The sequence below is a fragment of the Mycobacterium sp. NGS22 genome (assembly GCF_059813095.1).
This window is the reverse complement of record NZ_JCALDY010000028.1, coordinates 16257-35030: the sequence shown is the minus strand read 5'-3', so window position 1 is coordinate 35030 and position 18774 is coordinate 16257. Positions and strand designations below refer to the sequence as shown.

General features: G+C 67.1%; 21 protein-coding genes. 8 read left to right on the top strand and 13 right to left on the bottom strand.

What is annotated here, in order from left to right:
• Positions 1 to 50 precede the first annotated feature (50 nt).
• The 3 genes from AC5Y47_RS21260 to AC5Y47_RS21250 are packed head-to-tail and all read left to right on the top strand — an operon-like array spanning position 51 to position 3496.
• Positions 51 to 1397 carry an LLM class flavin-dependent oxidoreductase gene (locus AC5Y47_RS21260; protein ID WP_499946230.1) on the top strand — a complete coding sequence of 449 codons (1347 nt, stop codon included), beginning with the start codon at positions 51 to 53 and terminating at the stop codon, positions 1395 to 1397.
• Positions 1390 to 2574: a CaiB/BaiF CoA transferase family protein gene (locus AC5Y47_RS21255; protein ID WP_499946229.1), complete on the top strand. Its 1185-nt coding sequence runs from the start codon at positions 1390 to 1392 to the stop codon at positions 2572 to 2574. The genes AC5Y47_RS21260 and AC5Y47_RS21255 overlap by 8 nt, the downstream gene beginning before the upstream one ends.
• Before the next feature lie 13 nt (positions 2575 to 2587).
• A complete protein-coding gene (locus AC5Y47_RS21250; protein WP_499946228.1) occupies positions 2588 to 3496 on the top strand; it encodes an HpcH/HpaI aldolase/citrate lyase family protein in 909 nt (302 codons plus the stop codon).
• On the opposite strand, the gene AC5Y47_RS21245 is transcribed toward AC5Y47_RS21250, so the two are convergent.
• Positions 3483 to 3875: a type II toxin-antitoxin system VapC family toxin gene (locus AC5Y47_RS21245; protein WP_499946227.1), complete on the bottom strand. Its 393-nt coding sequence runs from the start codon at positions 3873 to 3875 to the stop codon at positions 3483 to 3485. The two genes, AC5Y47_RS21250 and AC5Y47_RS21245, sit on opposite strands and share 14 nt — an antisense overlap.
• On the bottom strand, positions 3872 to 4129 hold the full coding sequence (locus AC5Y47_RS21240) for a type II toxin-antitoxin system Phd/YefM family antitoxin (RefSeq protein ID WP_499946226.1): 258 nt from the start codon (positions 4127 to 4129) through the stop codon (positions 3872 to 3874). Before AC5Y47_RS21240 ends, AC5Y47_RS21245 begins: the two co-directional genes overlap by 4 nt.
• A 143-nt stretch (positions 4130 to 4272) precedes the next feature.
• On the opposite strand from AC5Y47_RS21240, the gene AC5Y47_RS21235 reads away from it, so the two are divergent.
• Both AC5Y47_RS21235 and AC5Y47_RS21230 read left to right on the top strand, forming a co-directional pair.
• Positions 4273 to 5775 carry a carboxylesterase/lipase family protein gene (locus AC5Y47_RS21235; protein ID WP_499946225.1) on the top strand — a complete coding sequence of 501 codons (1503 nt, stop codon included), beginning with the start codon at positions 4273 to 4275 and terminating at the stop codon, positions 5773 to 5775.
• Positions 5775 to 6770 (top strand): D-2-hydroxyacid dehydrogenase family protein, encoded by a 996-nt coding sequence (locus tag AC5Y47_RS21230; protein WP_499946224.1) that lies wholly within the window; start codon positions 5775 to 5777, stop codon positions 6768 to 6770. The genes AC5Y47_RS21235 and AC5Y47_RS21230 overlap by 1 nt, the downstream gene beginning before the upstream one ends.
• On the opposite strand, the gene AC5Y47_RS21225 is transcribed toward AC5Y47_RS21230, so the two are convergent.
• From AC5Y47_RS21225 to AC5Y47_RS21210, 4 genes are read right to left on the bottom strand one after another with little or no spacing between them, the layout of a single operon-like run.
• Positions 6748 to 7338, bottom strand: a complete 591-nt coding sequence (locus AC5Y47_RS21225) for a TetR/AcrR family transcriptional regulator (RefSeq protein WP_499946223.1) — start codon at positions 7336 to 7338, stop codon at positions 6748 to 6750. The genes AC5Y47_RS21230 and AC5Y47_RS21225 overlap by 23 nt on opposite strands.
• Positions 7339 to 7390: 52 nt before the next feature.
• Positions 7391 to 8467, bottom strand: coding sequence for an NAD(P)H-dependent amine dehydrogenase family protein (locus tag AC5Y47_RS21220; RefSeq protein WP_499946222.1), 1077 nt, complete (start codon positions 8465 to 8467; stop codon positions 7391 to 7393).
• A 33-nt stretch (positions 8468 to 8500) separates the two neighbouring features.
• Positions 8501 to 9199: a VC0807 family protein gene (locus AC5Y47_RS21215; protein WP_499946221.1), complete on the bottom strand. Its 699-nt coding sequence runs from the start codon at positions 9197 to 9199 to the stop codon at positions 8501 to 8503.
• A gap of 32 nt (positions 9200 to 9231) precedes the next feature.
• Positions 9232 to 9717, bottom strand: a complete 486-nt coding sequence (locus AC5Y47_RS21210; RefSeq protein ID WP_499946220.1) for an anthrone oxygenase family protein — start codon at positions 9715 to 9717, stop codon at positions 9232 to 9234.
• A 126-nt stretch (positions 9718 to 9843) separates the two neighbouring features.
• Here AC5Y47_RS21210 and AC5Y47_RS21205 point away from each other — a divergent pair, with 126 nt between their 5' ends.
• Positions 9844 to 10320, top strand: a complete 477-nt coding sequence (locus tag AC5Y47_RS21205; protein WP_499946219.1) for an NUDIX hydrolase — start codon at positions 9844 to 9846, stop codon at positions 10318 to 10320.
• Positions 10321 to 10465: 145 nt separating this feature from the next.
• Here the strand turns inward: AC5Y47_RS21205 and AC5Y47_RS21200 are convergent, their stop codons facing one another.
• Positions 10466 to 11518: a DUF2330 domain-containing protein gene (locus AC5Y47_RS21200; RefSeq protein WP_499946218.1), complete on the bottom strand. Its 1053-nt coding sequence runs from the start codon at positions 11516 to 11518 to the stop codon at positions 10466 to 10468.
• A 25-nt stretch (positions 11519 to 11543) separates the two neighbouring features.
• Here AC5Y47_RS21200 and AC5Y47_RS21195 point away from each other — a divergent pair, with 25 nt between their 5' ends.
• Positions 11544 to 12779, top strand: coding sequence for a cytochrome P450 (locus AC5Y47_RS21195; protein ID WP_499946217.1), 1236 nt, complete (start codon positions 11544 to 11546; stop codon positions 12777 to 12779).
• On the opposite strand, the gene AC5Y47_RS21190 is transcribed toward AC5Y47_RS21195, so the two are convergent.
• The 4 genes from AC5Y47_RS21190 to AC5Y47_RS21175 are packed head-to-tail and all read right to left on the bottom strand — an operon-like array spanning position 12776 to position 15372.
• Complete coding sequence (locus tag AC5Y47_RS21190; RefSeq protein ID WP_499946216.1) at positions 12776 to 13180, bottom strand: hypothetical protein; 405 nt, start codon at positions 13178 to 13180, stop codon at positions 12776 to 12778. The genes AC5Y47_RS21195 and AC5Y47_RS21190 overlap by 4 nt on opposite strands.
• 30 nt (positions 13181 to 13210) lie before the next feature.
• Positions 13211 to 13642 carry a hypothetical protein gene (locus tag AC5Y47_RS21185; protein WP_499946215.1) on the bottom strand — a complete coding sequence of 144 codons (432 nt, stop codon included), beginning with the start codon at positions 13640 to 13642 and terminating at the stop codon, positions 13211 to 13213.
• A complete protein-coding gene (locus AC5Y47_RS21180; RefSeq protein ID WP_499946214.1) occupies positions 13642 to 14232 on the bottom strand; it encodes a TetR-like C-terminal domain-containing protein in 591 nt (196 codons plus the stop codon). Before AC5Y47_RS21180 ends, AC5Y47_RS21185 begins: the two co-directional genes overlap by 1 nt.
• A gap of 60 nt (positions 14233 to 14292) precedes the next feature.
• Positions 14293 to 15372 carry an ATP-dependent DNA ligase gene (locus AC5Y47_RS21175; protein ID WP_499946213.1) on the bottom strand — a complete coding sequence of 360 codons (1080 nt, stop codon included), beginning with the start codon at positions 15370 to 15372 and terminating at the stop codon, positions 14293 to 14295.
• A gap of 38 nt (positions 15373 to 15410) precedes the next feature.
• On the opposite strand from AC5Y47_RS21175, the gene ligD reads away from it, so the two are divergent.
• Positions 15411 to 16442, top strand: coding sequence for a non-homologous end-joining DNA ligase (gene ligD / locus AC5Y47_RS21170; RefSeq protein ID WP_499946212.1), 1032 nt, complete (start codon positions 15411 to 15413; stop codon positions 16440 to 16442).
• On the opposite strand, the gene AC5Y47_RS21165 is transcribed toward ligD, so the two are convergent.
• The gene (locus tag AC5Y47_RS21165; protein WP_499946211.1) at positions 16439 to 17086 is read right to left on the bottom strand and encodes a cutinase family protein; all 648 of its coding nucleotides are present in this window, start codon (positions 17084 to 17086) and stop codon (positions 16439 to 16441) included. The two genes, ligD and AC5Y47_RS21165, sit on opposite strands and share 4 nt — an antisense overlap.
• 265 nt (positions 17087 to 17351) lie before the next feature.
• Entirely contained in the window at positions 17352 to 18737 is a 1386-nt protein-coding gene (locus AC5Y47_RS21160; protein ID WP_499946210.1) for an aldehyde dehydrogenase, read from the bottom strand.
• Between the last annotated feature and the right edge of the window lie 37 nt (positions 18738 to 18774).

Below are 18774 nucleotides of genomic sequence, written 5' to 3'. Positions count from 1 at the left end.
ACAAACACCACATTTGAAATCTGATATATCAGATGTTAGATTCGCCAACCATGCGAGCAGACAAGATGGCCCTCGTTGCCTTCATGCAAGCCGGCAGCACCTCCGTGTACGCCGGATCGTGGCGACACCCAGCCACCGAGCACCGCTACCTCGACGCGGCCTACTACGCGAAGATCGGCCGTCAGCTTGAAGAGGGCTGCTTCGACCTGATGTTCTTCGACGACCGGCTGGCCATGCCCGGGGTCTACGGCGGATCGGTGGCAGATGCCGTCAGGTACGGCGCCCGTCCGGTCAAGCTCGACCTGGGTGTGGTGCTCGGGGTGCTGGCCGAGGCCACCTCGCGCATCGGGCTCGGCGCCACCTACTCCACCACCTACTACCCGCCGTTCCACGTCGCGCGCACCTTCGCCTCGCTGGACCATCTGTCCGGCGGTCGCGCCGCCTGGAATGTGGTGACCTCGGTCAACGACAGCGAAGCGCACAACTTCGGGGTCGACGCGCACCTGGGCCACGACGAACGCTACGACCGGGCCGACGAATTCATGGACGTGGTCACCGGGTTGTGGGACACCTGGGAGGACGACGCGATCCTCCACGACCGTGATTCGGGCCGGTACGCCGATCCGGACAAGGTGCACGAGCTCGGTCACGTGGGGCAGTACTTCTCGGCGCGCGGGCCGCTGACCGTGCCGCGCACACCGCAGGGGCGACCCGTCATCATCCAGGCCGGCTCGTCGGGCCGCGGCCGCGAATTCGCCTCGCGCTGGGCGGAATTGATCTTCACCGGCGACCCCGGCATCGACATCGCCCGCAGCCACTATGCCGATCAGAAGCAGCGCATCGCCGAGGCCGGACGAGATCCCGGCGCGGTGCGCATCTGCCCGATGGCCTACGCCGTGGTGGGCGAATCGGAGTCACATGCCAAGGAACGTGAGGCGATGTTCCTCGACGACCTGGTGCATCCCATGGCATCGCTGACACTGTTGTCGGAGCTGATGAATTACGACTTCGCCCAACACGATCTGGACGACCCGGTCACCGACGAACTCATCGCCTCGGTGTCGGGCATCCGCGGGCTGGTGCAGAACCTGCGCACCCATATCGGCAAGGACACCGTGACCGTTCGCGACCTGGCCGGTCACCGCGCGACCTTGTTGCAGGGGCCGCGGTTCGTGGGCACCGGCGAGCAGGTCGCCGATCAGATGGCGGACTGGTTCGAGACCGATGCATGTGACGGATTCGTCTTGGCGGCAACGCATCTGCCGGGTGCCTTCGAGGACGTGGTGCGCATGGTGGTGCCTCAGTTGCAGCGACGAGGGCTGTTCCGCACCGCCTACGAGTCGTCGACGTTGCGTGGCCATCTGGGCCTGCAACGCCCGGTCGCCGCCCATGCTTGACGGCCTGCGGGTGCTCGACCTGGCCACCCTGGCCGCCGCCCCACTGGTCGCGACCTATCTGGGTGAGTTCGGCGCCGAGGTGATCAAGGTCGAGCAGCCCGGGCTGGGCGACCCGATCCGGGCATGGGGCAACCAGCGCGACGGTGTGGGGCTGATGTGGAAGTCCATCTCGCGCAACAAACGCTGCGTCACTTTGGATTTGCGCTGCGCCGAGGGACAGGATCTGGTGCGCCGCTTGGTCGAGCACGCCGACGTCGCCATCTTCAACACCAGGCCGCAGACGTTGCGCACGTGGGGCCTGGACTACGAAAGCCTGCGGGCCGTCAACGATCGCATCGTCATGCTGCACATCACCGGCTACGGGTTGACCGGCCCGAAAAGCGAACGGCCCGGATTCGGCACGCTCGGTGAGGCGATGAGCGGATTCGCCCACATCACCGGCCAGGAAGGCGGACCGCCGACCCTGCCGCCGTTCATGCTGGCCGACGGCGTGGCGTCGCTGAATGCCGCGTACGCGGTCATGATGGCGCTGTATCACCGCGACATGCACGGCGGGCCTGGTCAGCTGATCGACGTGAATCTCATTGACCCGCTTGCCCGATTGCTCGAACAGACGCTGCTCGGGTATGACCAGCTCGGTCTGGTGCCGGAGCGATCCGGCAACCGTTGGGACATTTCGGCGCCGCGCAACACCTACCGGACCGTCGACGGCCGGTGGCTGGCGATGTCGGGCAGCTCGCCGGCGTTGGCGCTACGGGTGTTCCGGGCCATCGGCAGGCACGACCTGGTGGACGACGTCGACTTCTCCGATCCACAACGCCGACTCGCCCGCGCCGGGGAGGTCGATGCCGTGGTCGCGGATTGGGTTGCCGCCAAGACGCTTTCGGAGGCAATGGAGGTTTTCGAAGCGCACGAGGTGGCCGCCGCGCCCGTCTACGACATCACCGATCTGGTCGGCGATGCCCAGCTCGCCCACCGCAACGTGTTCGTCTCCGTCGCCGACGACCAGCTCGGTCCGATGACGGTGCAGGCGCCGGTGCCGCGGTTCTCGTCGGCCTCCGGGACGGTCGAGCATCTCGGACCCGGCCTCGGGCAGCACAACGCCGAGGTCTACGGCGAACTACTCGGCCTCAGCAACGATGACATCCACGAACTGCACGCCCGAGGCGTGTTGTAAGAGAGGCGGATTTATGACTGGCTTGCTTCGGCGTTCGGAGCTCGCGGTGCCAGCGAGCAACGACAACATGTTCGAGAAGGCCGCCGGCTGCGGTGCCGACCTGGTGTTCCTCGACCTCGAGGATGCGGTACCGGCGGCGTTCAAGGAATCGGCGCGGGCCAAGGCGATCGAGGCGCTCAACGACATCGACTGGGGCCGCACCGCCCGCGCGATCCGCATCAACGGGCTGGACACACCGTGGTGCCACGACGACCTGATCGAGGTGGTGACCAAAGCCGGCCACAATCTCGACACCGTCATCATCCCCAAGCCCCGCACCGCCCGCGACGTGTGGTGGGTCGACGTGCTGCTGACTCAGCTGGAGGCAAAACTGCAGCTGGACAGGCGGATTCGTCTCGAGGTGCTCATCGAAGAGGTCGAGGGATTGGCCAACGCCGAGGCCATCGCGGCGGCCAGCCCGCGCCTGGACGCGTTGATCTTCGGGGTTGGCGACTTTTCGTTGTCCCAGGGCGCGCGGGTGGACACCAATTTCGTCCCCCTCGGCGAATATCCTGGGGATTTCTGGTCTTACGCGCGTAACAAGGTGATCGTGGCGGCCCGCATTGCGGGCATCGACGCGATCGACGCGCCTTATCCAGACTACCAGGATCTGGACGGCTACGAACGCGACGCCCGGCGCGCTTCGCTGATGGGCTACACCGGGAAGTGGGCGATCCACCCGAACCAGGTGCCCGTCGCCAACCGGGTGTACGCACCGACCGCCGACGAAATCGCCTTGGCGCAAAGGAATGTCGATGCCTACCGGGAAGCCGAGGCCAACGGGCGCGGCGCGGTCGGGGTCAACGGGGTGCTCGTCGATGCGGCGCATGTGAAGATGGCCGAACAGACGTTGGCGCGCGCCGCGCTGATCAAATCGCAATGACCTCGACATCGGGCATATCGGCGTAATCGCGATCCTGGGTGACGACCGGAATGTTGTGTGCGATTGCGGTCGCCGCGATCCAGCTGTCGTTGACGGGGACCCGGCGATTGGCCGCGCGGAGACGGGAGACCAGCAGCGCCCAGGCCTCAGAGACCCGCTCATCGATATTCAAAGGTTCAAACCGCTGGGCCAGTTGATAAGTCGAGAGGCGTCGTGCTGACGCTTCGGGACCAGTGGCTTGCAGTACGCCGAGACGCAGCTCACCGAGCGTGATCACCGAGACGCCCCATTCGTACCCGGCGAATCGATCCGCACCCAACCGCGCCGCTTCCAGACCGACGAACACCGAGGTGTCGGCCAGCGCGCGGCGGACCGTCACCACGAGAGATCGTCGGTCGTGTCCGTCAGCGCGTCCCTCAACTCGTCGCGAAGACCGGTGGAGTCGGGACCGAGCCGCTCCAACTCGCGGATGACCTCGGCCGCGGGAAGCCACGGTCGCCGCCGAGGTAGCGGAACAATCTTGGCAACGGGCCGATTCTCTCGCAATACTTCGATCTCCTCGCCCGCCTCGACTCGCCGCAGGATTTCGGCGGTGTGATTGCGCAGCTCGCGAGCGGGGACAGTGGCGGACATGCAACGAACGTAGCTCAGTTGCTACAGCTGTAGCAAGCCGATCGTCTCTCGGGAAGGACGGTGCCGTCAGTTCTGGACGTCGCACGCCGCAAAGCTCCTCCACGCCGGGTAACCGCGACATCATCGTGCGGCACACTGGGTCGGTGACCGAGGTTTTCGTCGAGACGGGCGTTGTCCGTGGACGTCGGTATGACGATGTCGCCGTGTGGCGTTCCCTTCCGTACGCCGCTCCGCCGGTCGGGCCGCTGCGCTTCAAAGCACCCCAGCCCGTCACACCATGGACCGGCGTGCGCGACGCGACCCGGTTCGGCAACGCCGCGCACTCGCATCGGTTCAGCTCGCCGCTGGGCGTCATCAAGAGGCAGATCCAGCACGAGGACTGCCTGACCCTCAACGTCTGCGCGCCGGTCGGCGCAGCGACGACCCGGCCGGTGCTGGTGTTCATCCATGGCGGCGGCTATTTCGAGGGCAGTGCCGCGTTGCCGGTGCACGACCCGATGCCGCTGGTGCGCCGCTTCGGCATTGTGCTGGTCACGGTCAACTACCGGCTGGGCGGTTTGGGCTTCGTCGACTTCTCCCGGTACTCACCGGACTTCGAGGCCAACCTCGGTCTGCGCGACCAGGTCGCCGCGCTGGCCTGGGTACGGCGCAACATCGCCGCGTTCGGTGGGGATCCGGACAACATCACGGTATGCGGTCAGTCCGCCGGCGCCAGCGCGGTGATGACGCACCTCGCCGTGCCCGCAGCGCGCGGGCTGTTCCATCGGGTGATCGCGCAGAGTCCGATTCCGGACGCGGTGCGCACGCCCGACCAGGCCGCCGAGACCGCACGACGGGTGGCCGAGGCGCTCGGCGCCGGCGGAGACGACACCGCTGACGTCCTGCGCACCGCACCCGCCGCCGCGATCACCAGCGCCGCGATCCGGGTGATGCTGCGCACGGCGCGCGCCGTGCCGTGCCAGATGTCGCTGGCGCCGGTCGTCGACGGCGACTTCCTGCCCGAGGACCCGACGACGGCAATTGCCGCCGGGCGCGCTCACCGCGTCCCGTTGCTCACCGGTTCGATGCGCAGCGAGATGGGTCACGCCGGCTGGATACCGGTGCGCCCGTTCGTGGACTTGTTCCCGACGACACCGGCGCGGGTGGACCGCATGTTCGCCGCCACCGACCCCGACGCCCGTGACACAGTGCTTGCGCACTACCCGGACTATCCCAGCGCCGCGGCGCTGACGCGGCTGGCCACCGACTGCTTCTTCGTCCGGCCGATGATCGCGGCCGCCGACGGCCATGCTCGTCACGCTCCGACCTATCTGTACCGCATCGACTACGCGCCGCCCGTGCTGCGCCGGATCGGGATGGGCGCCATCCATGCCATCGACGTCCCATTGGTCTTCGGGGGCGCCGGGACTCAGGCGCTGGCGATCGGCGGGCGCCGCGAGTACCGCGCCGTCAGCGACTGGCTGCAACAGCATTGGGTCGAGTTCGCCCGCTCCGGCTCGCCGGGCTGGTCCGCCTACTCCGAAGACCGGGCCGCCGTGGTCATCGACGGTCCGGATCCGCAGGTGGTGCCCGGCCTGTACAGCCGGACGTGGGCGGCGTGGCGGCATTACGCCGGGCCCCAGCGCACGTCCGCGGCCGCACGCTGATGGCAGACCGCACGCCCCGGGTGGCGATCCTGGACGACTACGCCGGCGTTGCACTGGATCTCGCCGATTGGTCACCGGTCCGCAACCGAGCCGAGCTCACCGTTTTCGACCGGCACCTCTCCGAAGCCGAGGCCGCCGAAGCGCTGCTGCCGTTCGAGGTACTGTGCACGCTGCGTGAGCGAATGGCATTGCCGCGCACCCTGATCGAGCGACTGCCGAACCTGAAGTTGATCACCATCGTCGGCCACCATCTGCCCAACCTGGACCTGCCCGCCGTTACCGAGCACGGCATTCTGGTGGCCCACACCGATTTCGCGCATCCACGGTTCCGCGCCGTGCGCGACGCGACCCCGGAATTGGCCTGGGGGTTGCTGATCGCCACGGTCCGCAATCTGGCCGAAGAGCATCGACGCATGCGCGACGGCGGCTGGCAGAGCACCGTCGGTATGTCGCTGTCCGGCAAGACACTTGGCTTGGTGGGTTTGGGGCGGGTCGGCAAGCGCATGGCCGAATACGCGCAGGTGTTCGGAATGGAAGTCATCGCGTGGAGCCAGAATTTGACCGAGGAGGTCGCTGCCGCGGTCGGGGTTCGCCGGGTGGAGAAGGCGGCGTTGTTCGCGCAGTCCGACGTGGTTTCGCTGCACCTGGTGCTCTCGGAGCGGACCCGGGGCGTGGTGGGTGAGCACGAATTGAGCCTGATGAAACCAAACGCGTTTTTGGTCAACACCTCTCGGGGACCTCTGGTCGACGAGGCCGCGCTGATCGACGCGCTGGCCGGTAACCGCATCGCGGGGGCGGGTCTGGACGTCTTCGACGTCGAGCCGTTGCCGGCCGGGCATCCGCTGCGCTTGCTGCCGAACGTGACGTTGTCGCCCCATCTGGGGTACGTCACCCGGGAAATGTTGGGCGCGTTCTACGCCGACACGGTGGAGGCGGTGATGGCGTGGCTGGACGGGAAACCGGTGCGGATCGCTAACCCCAGTGCGGACTCTTGACCGCTTCGAGGGACCGGGTGACGTACTCGTCGAGCGACCGCGAAGTCGACGTCGTACGCACCCATTGCCGGAACCCGTAATCGCCTGCGGCGAAACCGAGTTCGACCAACAGCCCGGGCCGGATGTCGCGATCGGTGTCGGCGCGCATGCGCTCGGCGATCAGCTTGGTGGCGCGCTCCCGGTCCTGCGGTGTGTGCAGCGTGACCTTGTCCAGCAGATCCGGGGCGACCAGCAACGCCGCCCGCCATTCGTCGCAGTCGGCCCGGTCGAACGACCGGGTCCGGATGGTGATGGCGTTGACCAGGGCCACATCCGGCGACTCGTCGGCGGGTCGTTGTTCGAGCAGGTTCACGATCGCGGCGCCGCCGTGGCGCACCGGGGCCAGCAGCAACTCCTCCTTCGTCGGCACGTGACGGAAGAAGGTACGCGGCGAAACCCCTGCGGCGGCGGCGATTTCCTCCGTCGTCACCGCGTCGTAGCCGCGTTCGGCAAACAAGCGGAACGCCGCGCGCCTGATGTCGGCGCGGATCTGGGCGCGCTGCCGATCCCGCAGCGACTCGCCGGTCATCGCAACGAGCCTTCGGCGAGGTGGCAGAAGGCCACGTCGCCGAGAACACCGCTCATCCGCCGAATTTCGCCGCTGCGCGTCCGGCGAGCAGCGGCAGATCCAGATAGGTCTTGATGCCGGGCTCGGCGGCACAGACGTAGGGGATGGCATTGACGCAATGGTTGGCGGTGACCACGATGCCCGGGTTGCGGACCAGTCCTTCAGCGATCGACTCCGGCTGCAATCCCTTGAACGTCAGGCTCACGTCGGGGTCGCCGGTGATCTCGACCTCGAAGCGCTCGCCCTGCTCGCCGAAATCCCAGGCCGGGTCCAGGTTCTCCTCGCCCATCAGCCAATTCACCGCGGCGGTGATCACCGGCTCCCCGTCGACCAGGGCCTGCCAGCGGAACCGGCGCGCCGCCACGGTGCCCGGTGCGATCGGAACCGGGTCGTAGTCGATGTCGCCGGTCGCGACGGCGATGTCCTGAGTCGTCCTGATCGCCGGATCGATACGAAAACCCATGACATCGGCGATCATTCGCACCGACTGTTTGAAGCCGGCTTCCAGCAGTCCGGCCATCGGGCCCTGCACCGCTTCCTCGGGACTGCCGCCGAAACCCATGATGTGCCGCACCACATCGGGGGCGTTGTAGGTGCGGATGTCGGAGAATTCCTCGGCGCGCACGTGGGTGACCGCCGAGGACAGCGACGACACCATCAGCGGGAATCGCTCGGTGATGCCGCCGGGGTGGATGCCCGAACCGTGCAGCGTCACCCCGGCCTCGGTTGCGGCGTCGGCGACGGCCCTGTGCCGGGGGTTGGTCAGGTCTGGATACACCCAGCCGACCGGGGTCACCACGTTCTTGCCCGAACGCAGGATCGCGATGACCTCGTCGTCGTTGGGAACCAGCGGGCTGTACATCACGCAGTCGGCCTCGACGGCGAGCACCTCGTCGATGCTGGTGGTCGCCGCGACGCCGATGTCCTGGATGCCCAGGATCTGCCCGACGTCCACGCCGTCCTTCGCCGCGCTGTGCACCTTGCATCCGGCCAGTTCCAGCTCCGGATGGTTCAGGACGCATTCGATGGCGGCCTTGCCGACGCCGCCGGTGGCCCATTGGATGACGCGCAATTGAGCTGGTCTGGTCACCAGCGGCAAGCTATGCCGTTATGGCAGTCACTGTCAAGCAGTGGCGCGTGCGGCGGCCGCCGCGTCGCGCTGCTGGACGAACTTGCGGAACAACGTGGTGGCTGCCGTGATGCAGGCGACGAGCAGGGCCGAGCCCACCGTGACGATGAGGATCTGGGAGATGTCGACGGGCAGGGTGAAGATGCACGCGACCGCGGCGAACGGGAACACGGCGCAGACCAGACCCAGCTGCACGCACAGCCGGGTGTGCAAGCTGTGCCAGTCGCGGATGTCCTGCTCGGTCCAGCCCCGTTGCGGCAGGGCCGCGTCGGCGAGGCTGGGCATGATCGCGCCGGTGATCATCTTCGAGCTGGGCTTCCGGGCCACGCCGCTGACCACCACCGACCACACGATGAAAGTGGTCGGGATGAGTTCGGTGACCTGGACGATGCGCGGGTTCTTGGTGGTGAACGCGACGGCCAGGGAAACCGCGGCGCAGACCAGCACGGCGATGTTGACGAATTCGACCTTGCGTTTGCGTACCAGCGTGTACAGGCCCTGCAGGGTGGCTACGACGATCGCGCCGACCAGCGCCAGGTAGGGCGTGACGCCGAAGATGCGCAGTCCGTAGTACGCCAACACCGGCGGCACGGTGTTGACGACCGTGGTCCAGGCGTATTCGCGCAGACTTTTCGGGGCGTCGAACCCGGCACTCGGGGATTCGCCGGTCAGAGAATCGGTTTGATGTGACACGCTGCGAGCGTAGCCGACGTTGTTAGGTCTGCCTAACTACGTCGGAAGAGGCCGACGCCGAGCAACGCCGCGCCCAGCAACGGGCAGACGGTGCGGACGTGGTTCCACGCCGTCCACGGACCGGCGTAGTCGCGCCAGGCTGGGGCGGCATCCGTGGTGGGGCCGAGACTGTCCAGCTGGTTGTTCAGTGGCACATTGAAGGCGGCTGTGACGACGACCGCGGCGGCGGCCAGGATCGCCCCGGCCAGGAGGTAGCCGCTGCCGGATCGGCGCAGCTGTACCACCGCGACGACGCCGACCGCCAGCGCCGCGACAGCTGTCCCGAAGAACAACAGCAAGAACGGTGTATTCGCCTGCGCCTCAGCGTTTATGCCGCGGATTGCGGTGATCGCGACGGGCGCGCTGACGCGATCCAGGCCGCGCATCACGAACGTGGAGAACGCGAAGAACAGGCCGCCCACCGCAGCGCTGCCCAGCGCGGCGACGGTGATCAGAACGTTGACCGGGCGTAGTTGCATACCGGCAGTCAAGCATTACGGCCGCTACGCTCACGCCGCATCTCGGGTGTAATAGCCGGGTGGAACTCATGCTGCGCTGCTCGGCCACCCGCAGGCATCGTTGAAGACCCCGGAGTGTGACACCCGATGCCGAAGCTGAGCGCTGGTGTGCTGCTGTACCGGGTGCGGGCCGGGGCGGTCGAGGTCCTGATCGCGCATCCGGGCGGTCCGTTCTGGGCCCGCAAGGACGACGGCGCCTGGTCGATCCCGAAAGGCGAGTACGCGCAGGGGGACGACCCGTGGCAGGCCGCGCGGCGCGAGTTCGGCGAAGAGCTCGGGCTGGAGGTGCCCGACGGTCCGCGGATCGACTTGGGCGCCGTCAAACAACCCGGCGGCAAGGTGGTCACCGCCTTCGCCGTCCGGGCTGACCTGGACGTCACCGACGCACGCAGCAACACCTTCGAAATGGAGTGGCCGCGCGGTTCGGGCAAGGTCCGGGAGTTCCCCGAGGTCGATCGGGTCGGCTGGTTTGCGGTGACGCAGGCGCGCGGCAAGCTGTTGAAAGGGCAGCGGGAGTTCCTCGATCGGCTGGTTTCACATCCCGACGTGGCGGGACTTTCCTAGCTTCGCGCTCCGGCGCGGCGGTGGGCGGGTGAATCGTTGGCGTTCAGTGTGAAAGGACGGCTTTGGGTGTGCGTTCAGGGCGGGATCTTCGGCAGATCTGCGCCCAGGGTTCACCCGCAAAGCCGTAGCTTCACGCTCAACGCCCTCAGCGCACAGTTGAGCGCCGGCGTCGCAGGATCACCCACGCCAGCGCCGACCCGAAGCCCGCCACCAGCAGCACCCCCAGCACCACGAACTCCACCGGCACCGCGACGTCGTCGTTGACGACGATCACCTGCCGGTAGGGATCGTCGCCCGAAGCATTGCCGAACGCGAAATCCGAAGTGATGCGCGGGGTTTGAGCAATGGCCACGAACGTCTTGGTCAGGAACGCGCCGTGATTGCCGACGAGTTCGAGCAGCGTCGGATCATGCACGGCACCGGCGACGCTTCCGGCGAACCGGACCTCGGTGGTCTGCCACGACCTGTCGGCGTCGGTGCGCTGCTGGCGGTGGTCGGACAACGTGTAGACGGTGACATGCTGCGGGGACGCGGCGGCGACCGACAGGCGCATGGGGTAGACCAGTTGCGGCGACCGGAAGATCAATCGCACCGGGTCCAGCCCGCCCACCATCGGCGCGCTGCTGGTCAGCCGCAGCGCCACGAATGCCCAGCCATCACGGACGTACGGTTCCAGTGCCTGCGACACCGCCGGTTTGACCGCATATCCGTTGGCGTCCAACCACTCTCGCAGACCACGCAGATCGCCGCCGGCCAGCGTGGTGGCCTCCAGCGGGCCGAGGTGCACCTGGCTCAGCACGTCCGGAGCCCTCGCACCGGCCAAAGCGCCCTCGCTGCTCGGCGAGGCGCCCGCAAGCGCCCCCAGTTTCCAGTGCCGGTGATGCTGGATCTGCGGCGCGGTCAGCTGATCGAGTTCGGTGAACGTCGCCTTGTCGGCGGCGGCGACCGTCGCCGGGCTCGGCGTCGGCACCACCAGGGCGACGTTGTCGGTGGAGGCGTCCATCGCGAGTTGCATCAGGATCGTCTCGGTCGTCCCGTCCCAATGAATCAGCGCCACTTCACGATTCATCGTCGCGTTCGCGCCGGGCGGGGCGACCGCGGCACCGCACGCGCAGGCGTGGCCGGCCGGGGCCAGCGCAATCCCGGCGGCAACGAACACGGTGACCATTACCAAACGGCATACCCGACGCACCGTCATCAGGCCGATGCTACGCGCGTGCACAATGGGCACCATGCCTTTGACGTCGACCCAGGCCGACTCGCAGACGTTGTTGTTGCGGCTGCTGGACCAGGCAAACCGGCCCGACCCGTATCCGATCTGTGCCGAGTTGCGGGACCTGGGCCCCGTCGAGTTGCCCGGCGGCAACTTCGTCCTGTTCTCGAGGTACCGGGATTGCGACGAGGTGCTGCGGCACCCGTTGTCGAGCAGCGACCAACTCAAGTCGACCGCGGCGCAGCGGCTCATCGACACCGACCAGGAGATGCGCCGGGAGACCCCGCCGGGATTCCTCTTCCTCGACCCGCCCGACCACACCCGGTTACGCAAACTGGTCAGCAAGGCGTTCGCCCCTCGGGTGGTCAGCGAGTTGCAACCCGAGATCAGCGCGTTGGTGAACGGGCTGCTCGACCGGATCGCCGAGCAGGGCAGTTTCGACGTGGTCGCAGACTTCGCCTACCCGTTGCCGGTCGCGGTCATCTGCCGGTTGCTTGGGGTGCCCCTGGAGGATGAGCCGAAGTTCAGCCGTGCCTCGGCGGTGCTGGCAAAGGCGCTGGACCCGTTCTCGACCGGCGACGCGGCCGACGACAGGGACGATCCGCTCGATGCCGGCGCGGCTCTCCGGGAATACCTGCGCGGTCTGATCGACCGGCGCCGCTCGCAGCCGGGCAGCGACCTGATGTCGGCGCTGGTCGCGGTCAACGAGTCCGGCGATCAACTGACCGAGGAAGAAATCGTCTCGACGTGCCTGCTGCTGCTGGTCGCCGGCCACGAGACCACGGTGAACCTGATCGGGAATGCAATCCTGGCGATGCTGCGCGACGGCCGGCAGTGGGCCGCGCTGGGTGCCGATCCCGCGCGCGCCGCGGCGCTCGTCGAGGAGACGCTGCGCTACGACCCCCCGGTGCAACAGTTGAACCGAATCGCGCTCGGCGACATGCGGATTGGCGATACCGAAGTCGCCAAGGGCGATGTGATGCTGCTGTTGCTGGCCGCCGCGCATCGCGATCCCGCCGAGTTCGACCGACCGGACCTCTTCGACCCGGATCGTAAATCATTGCGGCATCTGGGTTTTGGCCGCGGGGCTCACTACTGCCTGGGCGCCCCGCTGGCCCGGTTGGAAGCCAGTGCGGCGCTGTCGGCGGTGACGGCCCGGTTTCCGAACGCCAGGCTGGCCGGCGAGCCGGTGTACAAACCGAACGTCAACCTGCGGGGGCTGGCGACGCTGACGGTGGCGGTCTAATTTCCGTTGTTGCGACCCGGACGCCCACCGGCCAGGTTGATCGCCAGCGGGATCGGGGTGGCAATGGGGCGAACGGCTTCCGCGTCGTGGTAGACGCCGATGGTGTATTCGCCCGTCGTCTCGATCGCAAAGGAAAGCTGCGGTGTGAAGCAGCGGTACTTGGATCGTTTGTCTTGTTCGTCCGGCCATTGCCAGGCGGAGCGGACGGTCCCGCGGATGGTCCCCGCAGGGTCCTTGCACACGACGAACAGTTCGGCGTCAAAATCTTCACCGGCCCCGGCGTGGACCACCAGCACCAACGGGATCGTCAGCCACAACGGAACTTGGTTGACGTCATAACTTGTCGTGGGCAGGCGGGTGGCATCAATCGCGGAATCATCGATGTTGGCGGAGCCCGCCACTAGCAATGCGGCTACGTGCATTGCGACAGCTTATTCGGCGTTGTCTTCAACGGAACCCGCATCGGCCAAAACGATCGAAACCGGCACCGGTGTGGACAACTCGAATTTGCCTTCCGCGTCGTAATAGGCGCCGATGGTGTACTCGCCTTCGGTCGCCACCTCGAACGCGAGTTCCTGGGTGAAGCACCGATACTTAGACGGCAGTTTTCCGTCGTCGGGCCAATGCCACGCGGCCCGCAGGGATCCCAGCGGCTTCCCGTCAGGGTCTTTGCACACGACATGAAGGTCAGGGTCGTAGTCGCCACCGGCCGGGGCGTGCACCACCAGGACCACCGGAACCTTTGCCCGCAAAGGAATTTGGTCGACTTGGAACCACGCCATCGGAATGCAGGTGGCATTGATCGCGCCGTACTCGTCGAACGCGGCCGTGCGGGCGACGAACAGTGAACAGACGTGCAGCACTACGACATCTTAAGCGCGTGCCATGCCAGTTCCGCGATCACGACGCAGTAGTCGTCGTCGACGGGTTCCTCCGAATACAGTGCGCGAATGTTCAGTGGCGCCAGCACGATCTGTACTGCGGCAAGCGTGTTCACCCCGTCGCGCAGTTCGCCGCGCTTCCGTGCCCGATCGATCACCGGACGTACAGCATGGAAACGACCCTGCCAGAACAACATTCGCGTCTCGTGATCGTGATGCCCGCGACTGTCCATGACCAGTGCGCGCAGGAAGGTGCGGCCGATCGGGGTGTTGATCTGTGCGGCAACGCTGCGGGCCAGCGCGAGCAGGTCGCCGCGTAGCGAGCCGGTGTCCGTCGCCGAACGCAGTACCTCGAGGTCACCGAGGGCGGCGTCGACGATCAGACGCTGCCGGCTGCCCCAATAGTGGTAGATCATCGCCGTGTCCAGCCGGTACCGCTCGGCGAGTGCCTCGACACTGAACCGCTCCACCCCCCAGCGTGCCAGCTCGTCGAGCACGGCTGGCATCACCCGGGACCGGATGTCGGCCGGTATCGCGGGCCGGGCCGGTTCGGGTATTCGAGACGGCTGCATGCATGCCCCCTTCGCCGAATCACGCCGCCGCAACCGACTTTCTACCGCACCTGCGGTCGATCAGGTGGTGTTTCCGGCAACAAGGCCCGGCACGATGTCGCTGAGGCTGAACGTGACCGGCTGGTCGAGCTGCTCGTAGGTGCAGGACCGCGGGTCGCGGTCGGGCCGCCAGCGGTTGAACTGCGCGGTGTGCCGGAACCGCACGCCTTCCATGTGGTCGTAACGCACTTCGACCACCCGCTCGGGCCGCAGCGGCACGAACGACAGGTCCTTGCCGGCGTTCCACCGTGAGTACTCGTTCTTGCGCGGGGTGCGTTCGCCGGCTTCGTGGGCCGCCCAGTTCCAGGGGTGCCGATCGAAGCTGGTTACCAGGGGCTGCAATTCGGCGAACAGCCGCTTGCGTTCGGCCATCGGGAAGGCGCCGATCACGCCGACCGAGGCGAGCTGCCCGTCGTCCTGGTACAGGCCGAGCAGCAGCGACCCGATGGCGTCGCTGCCGGATTTGTGCACTCGGTAGCCGGCGACCACGCAGTCTGCGGTCCGCTCGTGCTTGATCTTGAACATGACGCGCTTGTCCGGCTGATAGGTGACGGTCAGCGGTTTGGCGACGACGCCGTCCAGTCCGGCGCCCTCGAACTCCTCGAACCATTGCTGCGCGGTGGTCTGGTCGGTGGTGGCCGGGGTGACGTGAATCGACGAACCCGAGTCCTGCAGCGCGTCGACGAGTGCCGCGCGCCGCTCGCTGAACGGGCGTCTGGTGTAGTCGTCGTCGCCGAGCGCCAGCAGGTCGAACGCGATGAACGAGGCCGGGGTCTGCTCGGCCAGCAGGCGCACACGGGAGTCGGCGGGGTGGATGCGCTGTTGCAGCGCTTCGAAATCCAGGCCGTGCTCGGTGGCGATCACGATCTCTCCGTCGATCACGCAGCGTTGTGGCAGCTCGGCCTTGACCGCCTCGACCAGTTCCGGGAAATACCGTGTCATCGGCTTCTCGTTGCGGCTGCCCAGCTCCACTTCGTCGCCGTCCCGAAAGCAGATGGACCGGAAGCCGTCCCACTTGGGTTCGTACGACGCGTCCGGCGGGATCGTCTTGACCGACTTGGCCAGCATCGGCGACACCGGCGGCATGACGGGTAAGTCCATTGCTTCATTCTGGCCTGCGCGTGCTGGAATCTTCAGATATGGCCGCTGCAGCTGAAGAACTCGACGTCGACGGCATCTCGGTGCGGTTGACCAACCGCGACAAGGTGTATTTCCCCGAGCTCGGATCCGACGGCACCAAGGGCCGGCTGGTCGAGTACTACCAGGCGGTGGCGCGTGGCCCGATGCTGACGGCATTGCGCGACCGTCCCACCCATCTGCAACGGTTTCCCGACGGCATCGACGGCGAGGAGATCTACCAGAAGCGGGTGCCGCAGCACCACCCCGACTACCTGGAAACCTGCCGGATCACGTTCCCGTCGGGACGTACCGCCGACGCGCTGAAGGTGACCCATCCCGCCGCGATTGTGTGGGCGGCGCAGATGGGCACCGTCACGCTGCATCCCTGGCAGGTCCGCTGCCCCGATACCGAGCACCCCGACGAGTTGCGCATCGACCTCGATCCGCAGCCGGGCACCGGCTTCGTCGAGGCCCGCACGGTCGCCGTCGAGGTGCTGCGGCCGCTGCTCGACGAACTCGGCCTGGTGGGGTACCCGAAGACGTCGGGTGGTCGCGGCGTCCATGTGTTCCTGCGGATAGCCACCGAGTGGGACTTCATCCAGGTGCGCCGGGCCGGCATCGCGCTGGCCCGCGAAATCGAGCGGCGGGCGCCCGACGCGGTGACCACGTCCTGGTGGAAGGAAGAACGCGGCGAGCGCATCTTCATCGACTTCAACCAGAACGCCCGCGACCGCACCATGGCGTCGCCGTATTCGGTGCGGCGCACCCCGATCGCGACGGTGTCGATGCCGCTGAGCTGGGACGAGCTCGCGTCGGCGGACCCGGACGACTACACGATGTTGACGGTGCCGGACATGGTGGCGGCCCGCGACGATCCGTGGGCCGGCATCGACGAGGTTGCCCAGTCGCTGACTGGGTTGCTGGACATGGTCGACGCCGACGAGGAACGCGGCCTGGGCGACATGCCGTACCCGCCGAACTACCCGAAGATGCCGGGGGAACCGAAGCGGGTGCAGCCGAGCCGGGACACGGATCGGAAGAAGGAAGACTAGATCCGGCCGGCGGCGAACGTCGCGGCCTGCGCCGTCATCCCGGTCCGGACGTAGGCGACGTGCGCCGCGCCGCTCCTACCCTCGGAGCAGATCGGGTCGTCGGGAACGCAGAGGTTGATCGTCTTCGGCAGGTAGAGCGGGCTGATCTCCGGCAGCCGTCCACCGCCCAGCCGCCTCGACAAGGCGCTTTGCGGATTGCCGAAGACGGCGACGGCGGCGACATGGTCGACTTGCGGAGCGAGGTCGTTGGTGGCCATGTCGATGACGCCCGCGCCCTGCGAATAGCCGCCGAGCACCATCCGGGTGTTGGGGCAACCCGCGGCGGTCGATTGCACGTGTGCTCGGGCGTCGGCGGCGCCCGCGGCGGAGCTGCTGGCGAAGGCGTCGGTGGCGGGATAGTTCACGGCGTAGACCCCGACGGACCGCCCGCCGACCTGCGAGCGCAGCGAGTCGATGAAAGCCTGCCCGACGCCGCCGACGCCGGGAGGCTCGTTGGTGCCGCGGGCGAAGGTCACCTCGACGTCCGGGCACGCGGCAGCGGACGCGTGGGCTGGGGTGATCAGTGCTGCTGTCAGGGTGATCGTCACTGCGGGGATGCTGCGCATAACTCCATGCTGCGACCGGGCGGCCTGATCCGCACGCATCTCATAACCAACCGAAATCCTCCGCGCCGAAGCGGCCGCGATCTGCGCGTTTACGCCGATGTTTTCCCGGGACTTTTACTGGCACTAGGGTCGCGCAGCGACATGAGTGTGAAACGTTGGCTTTAATTGTGAATCCACGGCTTTCGCGGTGAACGTAGGGTGGAAATCTCGGCGAAATCCCGCCCAGGTTTCACTCTGAAAGCCCAGGTTTCACACTCAACGCCAAGGCTTCACGCGCAAGGCCCAGGGTTCACGCGGCAACGCCTCACACCGCGATGGACTTGATGTCCAGGTACGCGTCCAACCCTTCGGGTCCCAGCTCTCGCCCATAGCCACTGCCTTTGACGCCGCCGAACGGCGCGAACGGGTCCATGGTGTAACCCTGGTTGATGCCCAGCGTCCCGGTGCGGATGCGCCCAGCGATCGCCAGCGCCCGGTCGGTGTCACCGGTCCACACCGAACCGGCCAGGCCGTAGTCGGAGTCGTTGGCGATAGCCACCGCGTCGTCTTCGTCGCGGTAAGGGATGACGGTGATGACCGGCCCGAAGATCTCTTCGCGCGCGATGCGCATGGTGTTGTCGGCGTCGGCGAACAGGGTGGGTTTGACGTACCAGCCGGCATCGAGGCCGTCGGGCATGTCGGCACCGCCGAGGACCAGTCGCGCTCCTTCGTGCTGACCGATCTCGATGTACTCGCGGACTCTGCTCTGTTGACGTTGCGAGACCAGCGGCCCGAGTTGGGTCTTGGGGTCGTCCGGGTCGCCGACGCGCAGGCCGGCCATCTCGGATGCCAGCGCGTCGACGTACTCGTCGTGACGGTGCTCGGGGACCAGCACCCGGGTCAACGCGTTGCAGATCTGGCCGCTGTTGGACAAGCTGGCCGACCGCACCCCGGCGGCGACCTTGGCTGGGTCCGCATCGTCGAGGACCACGGCCGCGGATTTGCCGCCGAGTTCCAGGCTCACCTTGGTCAGGTTCGCGCCGCATGCGGCCGCGACGGCACGACCGGCCGCAGTGGACCCGGTAAAGGACACCTTGTCGACGCCGGGGTGCGAGACCAGCGCTTCGCCGACGGCGCGGTCCCCGGGGACCACGCTGACCAGACCGGGCGACAGATTTAGCGTGCCGAGCATCTCGGCTAAAAGCAAAGCGTCCAAAGGAGATTCGGGGGCGGGCTTGAGCACCACCGCACATCCGGCCAGCAACGCCGGCACCAACTTGGTGACGGTGAGGAACTGCGGCATGTTCCACGGCACGATCGCGGCGACCACTCCCACCGGTTCCCTGCGGATCTGTACGTCGGCACCGAAGAACCCGGTCCGGGACTCTTCCCAGGGGTGTCGCTCGGCGAGGTCGCAGAACGCGCGCATCATCATCGCCGGCAGGCCGACCTGAGCGCGCTGGGCAAAGGTGATGGGGGCGCCGATCTCGGCGGTGATCGTCTGCGCCATCTCCGCGCGCCGTTCGTGGTAGACCTCGGCGAGTCGGCGGATCGCGGCAATACGTTCCGACGGATCGGTACGTCCCCACGCGTCGGTGGCGGCTCGTGCCGCCTGCACGGCGGCGTCGACGTCGGACTCCCCGGCGGCAGACACCTCGGCGATCGGTAGCTCGGTGTGTGGTGAGATGACCTCGAAAATCTGTGACTCCATCCGCGCCCTTTCACCAGGCAGTATCAACTACTTGCGA